Genomic DNA, 6252 nt, shown 5'->3' with positions numbered 1-6252 from the left:
CTTGAATTTAAGCTCCCTAACTTAGAAAGTATTTCTAATTTGCTTCAATTCATCTCCTACTATACTCCTATTAACGTATTTTGTGTTAAATAGTCAAAAAAATATTTATAGTATTTTTATTTATCATAAATAAACACCCCGAACAAACAAAGCGCTTTCTTCCTTGTGCGAGCGATTCAGCTATTATTATTGTTCGGTCCTATCACGAATAAAAAAGGCTTATATTCTGATAAGAACAATAATTATTTTAATAAAAAGCAAGCATAAAACTTACAAGCACATGTTGGGGCGTTTCCTTGTGATAATAGATATTGCCCATTTTTTCGTTTTTCCATGACAAAGCAAGCAGTTTTCACGTAAAACTCTTATAATAAAGATAACCAAGTTAAGTTTCGGGAGGTTGCCATGAAAAAATTTTCCAATAAGCAAAAATTAATAACTATTCTAGTAATTGCTGCAATTGCGGTTATACTTCAATTCGCCTTTCATCAGCAATTACTAGCACAAATTTTGGTAACAATCGTTGGGGCAATTGTTGCATTCTCAATGTTTATCGGGATGATCAAAACTCTCCGCAGCGGCAAATACGGAGTTGACCTGCTCGCTATTTTGGCAGTTGTTGCCACCCTTTCCGTCAGCGAATACTGGGCAGCAATGGTTATCTTAGTAATGCTTACCGGCGGAGACGCGCTTGAGGACTACGCAGCTAAAAAAGCAAATACTGAGCTTAAAGCCCTCCTTGATAATTCTCCTCATACAGCACACTTAATATGTAATAACGGAACGAAAGACATTCCTGTCAACGATGTTAAGGTTAATGACCTAATAACTGTCAAGCCGGGTGAGCTGGTTCCAGTCGATGGCTTTATAAAAAAGGGGAGCGGATTATTTGATGAGTCCTCATTAACCGGAGAGTCGCGGCCAGTCTCAAAAGCCACCGGTGATGAAGTAATGTCAGGATCAGTTAACGGCGACCACGCCATTACCTTGCAAGTAACTAAGCTGGCAAAAGATAGTCAATACCAGCAGCTTGTTAAACTGGTTAAGGAAGCTGAATCAACCCCTGCGCATTTTGTTCGGCTTGCTGATCGTTATGCTGTCCCATTTACAATTATTGCGATTATTATCTCTTTGATTGCCTGGGCGTTATCTGGTCGACCAGAGCGTTTTGCGGAAGTCTTAGTTGTTGCTTCCCCGTGTCCATTAATTTTAGCGGCACCTGTGGCAATGGTGTCCGGTATGAGCAGGGCATCACGGAACGGAATTGTTGTGAAAACAGGAAGCGTCCTCGAAAAACTTTCTGCTGCAAAAACGGGGGCCTTTGATAAAACAGGAACTATTACCAGCGGGCAGTTAACCGTCGATAAAATCTTGGCAGCAGAACAAATCGATTCAACACAGCTCTTACATTACGCCGCAAGCGCAGAACAACAATCATCGCACATCTTAGCACGGTCCCTGCTTTCCTATGCAACAGCTGATAACATCTCCTTATCCCCAGTCGACCAGCTTGAAGAAATAACCGGGAAGGGAATTTTAGCAACCGTTGATGGTCATGATGTTAAGGTCGGCAAATTAAAATTTGTATCGCCCGAAGATATTGATCGAATGGTCGCATCGACGGCTATCTATATTAGTGTTGACGGTCAATACTACGGTGCTATTACTTTTACAGACCACATTCGTCCAGAAGCAAAGCAAACAATGCAGCGGTTAAAAGAGCTCGGTGTTACTAACCTATTAATGCTTACCGGAGATCAAGCAGTCATTGCAGATAAGGTCGCGCAACAAGTCGGCATCACCCAGGTAAAAGCCGACTTGCTTCCCCAGGATAAAATCAAAGCCCTAAAAGCTATTCCTACCACTGAACATCCTGTTTTCATGGTCGGCGATGGTGTCAATGACGCGCCTTCCTTAGCAACAGCTGATGTCGGTATTGCAATGGGCGCTCATGGATCAACAGCCGCTAGTGAATCTGCTACTGTTGTTATCCTCAAAGATGATCTTTCACGAGTTGCCAAAGCAGTTACAATTTCACAGGAAACCCTAAAAATAGCCAAGCAAGCCGTTTTAATCGGTATTGCCATCTGTACTATCCTAATGCTTATCGCCAGCACAGGAATTATCCCCGCATTCTTGGGGGCAATGTTACAAGAAGTAATCGACACTGTTTCTATTTTGTGGGCACTAAAAGCACGAAAAATGACAAATTAACGCTAAAAAGCAGAGAAAGAGGTTTTTGCACCTTATTTCCCTGCTTTTATACTTTATTTATTTTCTGAATACAACTTTTGTACTGCTTGAATATCAGTTGGCTGAATTGTGTAGAACGAGCCAGCTGGTTGCATCACTGAAACAGCATTTGTATGATCAAGGCCAATTGCATGACCAAGTTCATGTTCTGCCGTATTTACAATCCTTTCCTGACTATAACCGTAATTTGGATCAGTTAAGTAATATGTATTGAGATAAACCGTTGCATGCATAAACTTTCTGGTTAATGAATTAGATGAGGTTTTCGTTAATCCTGCCGCATTTGAATCAGAACGATTCATCGTTGTTACAACAATATCGGCCTTGCTTTGATTATTCACTGGTTTAAATGTAAATGTACCAGTTTGATTCCAGTTTTGAATTGCAGTATTTGCCGCCGCATCGAGTTGCGCATTATTTGTATTCACATAGATTGTTGCCTGATTCGTTGCCCAACGCCCAGTAGAGGAAATCGAAGTTTGTGTACTTGTTTGCTGCTCAGTCGTTGGTTCCTGCTGATTTTTAGAAGAACTATTATTTGCATCACTTAAGTGGAGGTTAGAATTATCGTTTGAATTTGCATCACCTTTGCCAATCAGCTCAGCAATTCGGTTACGAACGTTCCATGCAGTTTGGTTTGTCGTTGCTTGAACCTCTGCATCATTGAAATAAAGCCATCCTCCACCTACTACAAGTCCTAAAATAATTATCCGCTTAAGCAGTCGAAAAATGAAATTTATCTCGTTCACCTTCTTTCAATTACTAACAATTATAAAAAGCTAATCGGGATAAATCGTGAACTAAATTTTAAATTTTGGTAACGATCAATAACAATTTAATTCTCGCCATAAGTCACGAGCATAAAACTTTAAAATTTGTTCAATTGCCACAACATCGTTCTGTGCTTGATGATACTTTATCGGTGGAAAGTGTAGCAACCGGCACATTTTTTCAAGACTAATGCCGCTTTTGTTTTTCCATACTTCCTTAGCAACTAATCTTTCTAGATCAAGGGATTGAATAGTACGCCATGGTCGTTCGTCCTTAGCAAGCTTCAAACGGTTAGCCTCCCGATTTAACAGTTCAAAATCGGTACTATTATCCCAGCTGACAATATAATCCGGCTGCTCAATATCAATAAAGTTAAAGATTCGCTGAAAAATCTGTTCAATACTGTATGTAGCTGCCTCAGAAAAACGCAAATCATATTGTTGTAAAAATGACAATTGACGGTCCGCTGGCATATTGTTGGCATATAAATGGTAATTAAAACTACTATGACCCTCAAACATACGTCCTGCGATCTGTGCAACACAATTCTTATGTTTCTTTTGATCCTGATAAAATTCCAGGTCGAGGATTAAAAGCCGCGCGTCCCCATTTAAAACCTGTCGTAATTGACCAAAATCCTCAATCTTTGAAGCCTTCCTGCCCGCACTGCTTAACTTTTCTTTTGTTGGTAATGAATGTAATATCATTGTAGTTACCGGCAAAAAGGAGCCGAAATGAATAATCGGCGTTGTATCCTGCATTGTGTATGCCCCCTAAACGTATGTTCGATTAATTATATCATATAAACAATGGCGGGCGAAACCAAAGTCAATAAATTTTAGAGATAAAAAAGGCGGAAATAACTTCAATAATAAGTAGTCATTTCCACTCTCTTATTCACGATTAATGTAAACATGTAATAAAGGTAATTAAGCCAAAGATAATTCCCGGAAAGTTTGCCCAGAAAACAGGCCAATCACGTTGTTGTTTGAAATAAGCATAAATACACCATAATGTGCAGTTAAGCGCTGCTACCAACGGCTGTAAGGGAGCACCATAATTACCCGCGAGATTATTCTTAATCTGCGAAATGTAGGATACGTACATCAAAATAGCTACAACAGTCGCAACCTTGCTCAAGATATCAATAAATTTTGTTTCTTGAACAACCGACTTTGCCCCTTTTGCATCCTTGGATTTTTCAACTAAATGTGCTGCTTTCATCATCGTCTCTCCTCAATCAAAACTTTTTAGTAAAACGTTTTATATTGATGACATAGTATCTATGATCACTAATATACAATATTAATATTTTACGTTTTTCTTTAATATAAAAGCTCTGACTGCAGTTGGGACTAATATATTCACGTTATTATCCTATAACTTTGTTCAATAAAATTCAAACTAAACAATCGTCTTATTTAAGCGTTTTAAGTGACAGGACGTTTATTATTAGTATAATTTCTAAATATATAGAAGAATTAAAATTGGAGGATTTTCAATGGAAACTATCAAAAATATTATCATCGGCTTTGGTAAGGGCGGAAAGACGCTTGCCAAATTTCTTGCTCAACACGGCGAGCAGGTTCTTGTTGTTGAAAAATCAAAACAAATGTATGGCGGAACCTGCATCAATATTGCCTGTCTCCCTTCCAAGCGTTTGATTATTGAAGCTGCGCATGGAACATCATTTGAAGACGCAGTAGACGGCAAAAATGTAATGACTGCTCAATTACGTCAAAAAAATTATCAAATGCTGGCTAGTGAAGATAACATTACTGTCCTAGATGGAACTGCTCATTTCACCGGTAACCATACAATTAACGTTCAAACGCCTGATGGTAAGGAACTGGCCTACAAGGGTGAGCGAATCTTTATCAACACTGGCGCAACTCCAACTATTCCTGATATTCCGGGGTTAAAAAACAGTCCATTCTTATTAAATTCAACCGATGCAATGAATCAAGATAAGCTCCCCCGTGAACTTGTTATTATTGGTGGCGGCTATATTGGGCTTGAATTCGCAAATATGTTTGCTTCCTTTGGTTCGCGTGTCACTATCCTTGACCACCATAAGTCATTGCTTCCTCGTGAAGACGATGATGTTGCTGAAATGGTGATCCAAAACTTTAAGGATAATGGCGTAAAATTTGAAGTTGGCGTTAACATTAAAGATATTAGCGAACAAGACGAACAGGCAGCTATTACCTTTACCCGAGGCGACAACCATGAAATAACCATTTTTGCCGATAAAATTTTAGCAGCTACTGGACGACAACCAGAAACGGCAAGCCTTGACCTTCAAAACACTGATATTAAGGTCGATAAGAAAGGCGCTATTGTTGTCAATGACTTGTTGCAGACCAACGTCCCGAATGTTTGGGCGATCGGGGATGTAAAAGGCGGTCCTCAATTTACCTACATCTCACTTGACGACTTCCGCATTATTAAAGATGAATTGTTCGGTAACAAAGAACGGCGAGTTAGTGATCGTTTAATTGTTCCCACCAATGTATTTATTGAACCATCCCTTGCCCAAGTTGGACTCACAGAAAAAAAAGCCCAAAAACAAGGAAAAGACTACCTGCTCTTCAAAATGCCTGCTGCTGCTATTCCAAAAGCCAAGGTATTGAAGGATACACGGGGGCTGCTTAAGGTTTTAGTTGATCCACAAACAAACTTAATTATCGGTGCAACATTATATATTCAAGAAGCCCAGGAAATCATCAATATGATCGTCTTAGCAATGCGCGCAAAACTTCCATACCAAATGCTTCGTGATCAAATCTACACTCACCCAACCATCAGTGAAGCTTTTAACGACTTATTTAAGAATCCGGTCAATAATTAATAAATAACGGCCTCGAATGTTTAGTCCTGTCTAAGCATCCGAAGCCGTTATTTTATTTATAATTTATTATCAAGTCGATCAATTAGCTTTGAAATATGATTATTAAGCTGATCAATCATATCCTTTTGTTCATCAATATGTTCTTGTTGGCGCTCAATTGTATCGCGTAACTCATCTTTTTTGCTTTGCTTATTCTTCTTTTGACTCTTCTTTAGGGACTTGACTAATGCTCCCATCGTATTGACATCATATTCATTCAATAAGCCAGCTAATTCATCTAACTTAACGTCTTGAATTGAACGCTTATCGTTAGTTTTTACCTTTCCTTTTGCCATAATATTCATCTTCTTTCTACCACTTTAATTATAGATGATTCA

At 38.9% G+C, this 6252-nt stretch carries 6 protein-coding genes; 2 read left to right on the top strand and 4 right to left on the bottom strand.

What is annotated here, in order from left to right; translation table 11 throughout:
- Window positions 1-405: 405 nt before the first annotated feature.
- On the top strand, window positions 406-2214 hold the full coding sequence (locus H5S41_RS00390; RefSeq protein WP_182601527.1) for a heavy metal translocating P-type ATPase: 1809 nt from the start codon (window positions 406-408) through the stop codon (window positions 2212-2214).
- 53 nt (window positions 2215-2267) lie between these two features.
- Here H5S41_RS00390 and H5S41_RS00385 read toward each other — a convergent pair whose 3' ends face one another.
- The 3 genes from H5S41_RS00385 to H5S41_RS00375 form a co-directional block, all read right to left on the bottom strand.
- A complete protein-coding gene (locus H5S41_RS00385; RefSeq protein ID WP_182601525.1) occupies window positions 2268-3002 on the bottom strand; it encodes a M57 family metalloprotease in 735 nt (244 codons plus the stop codon).
- A 75-nt stretch (window positions 3003-3077) separates the two neighbouring features.
- Window positions 3078-3785: a hypothetical protein gene (locus H5S41_RS00380; protein WP_182601523.1), complete on the bottom strand. Its 708-nt coding sequence runs from the start codon at window positions 3783-3785 to the stop codon at window positions 3078-3080.
- Window positions 3786-3927: 142 nt separating this feature from the next.
- Window positions 3928-4248 (bottom strand): hypothetical protein, encoded by a 321-nt coding sequence (locus H5S41_RS00375; protein ID WP_182601521.1) that lies wholly within the window; start codon window positions 4246-4248, stop codon window positions 3928-3930.
- 277 nt (window positions 4249-4525) lie between these two features.
- On the opposite strand from H5S41_RS00375, the gene H5S41_RS00370 reads away from it, so the two are divergent.
- Entirely contained in the window at window positions 4526-5875 is a 1350-nt protein-coding gene (locus H5S41_RS00370) for an FAD-dependent oxidoreductase (RefSeq protein ID WP_182601519.1), read from the top strand.
- Between the two features lie 56 nt (window positions 5876-5931).
- On the opposite strand, the gene H5S41_RS00365 is transcribed toward H5S41_RS00370, so the two are convergent.
- Window positions 5932-6210 (bottom strand): hypothetical protein, encoded by a 279-nt coding sequence (locus H5S41_RS00365; RefSeq protein ID WP_229723656.1) that lies wholly within the window; start codon window positions 6208-6210, stop codon window positions 5932-5934.
- Between the last annotated feature and the right edge of the window lie 42 nt (window positions 6211-6252).

The organism is Limosilactobacillus albertensis (assembly GCF_014145555.1).
Lineage (GTDB): Bacteria > Bacillota > Bacilli > Lactobacillales > Lactobacillaceae > Limosilactobacillus > Limosilactobacillus albertensis.
The sequence above is the reverse complement of the archived record's forward strand: the minus strand, read 5'-3'. Positions and strand labels throughout refer to the sequence as shown.

Bases quoted from the DNA above. Each gene is read 5' to 3' on its own strand.
- H5S41_RS00390 (WP_182601527.1), top strand. From the start codon at position 406: ATGAAAAAATTTTCCAATAAGCAAAAATTAATAACTATTCTAGTAATT.
- H5S41_RS00380 (WP_182601523.1), bottom strand. From the start codon at position 3,785: ATGCAGGATACAACGCCGATTATTCATTTCGGCTCCTTTTTGCCGGTA.
- H5S41_RS00375 (WP_182601521.1), bottom strand. From the start codon at position 4,248: ATGAAAGCAGCACATTTAGTTGAAAAATCCAAGGATGCAAAAGGGGCA.
- H5S41_RS00370 (WP_182601519.1), top strand. From the start codon at position 4,526: ATGGAAACTATCAAAAATATTATCATCGGCTTTGGTAAGGGCGGAAAG.
- H5S41_RS00365 (WP_229723656.1), bottom strand. From the start codon at position 6,210: ATGGCAAAAGGAAAGGTAAAAACTAACGATAAGCGTTCAATTCAAGAC.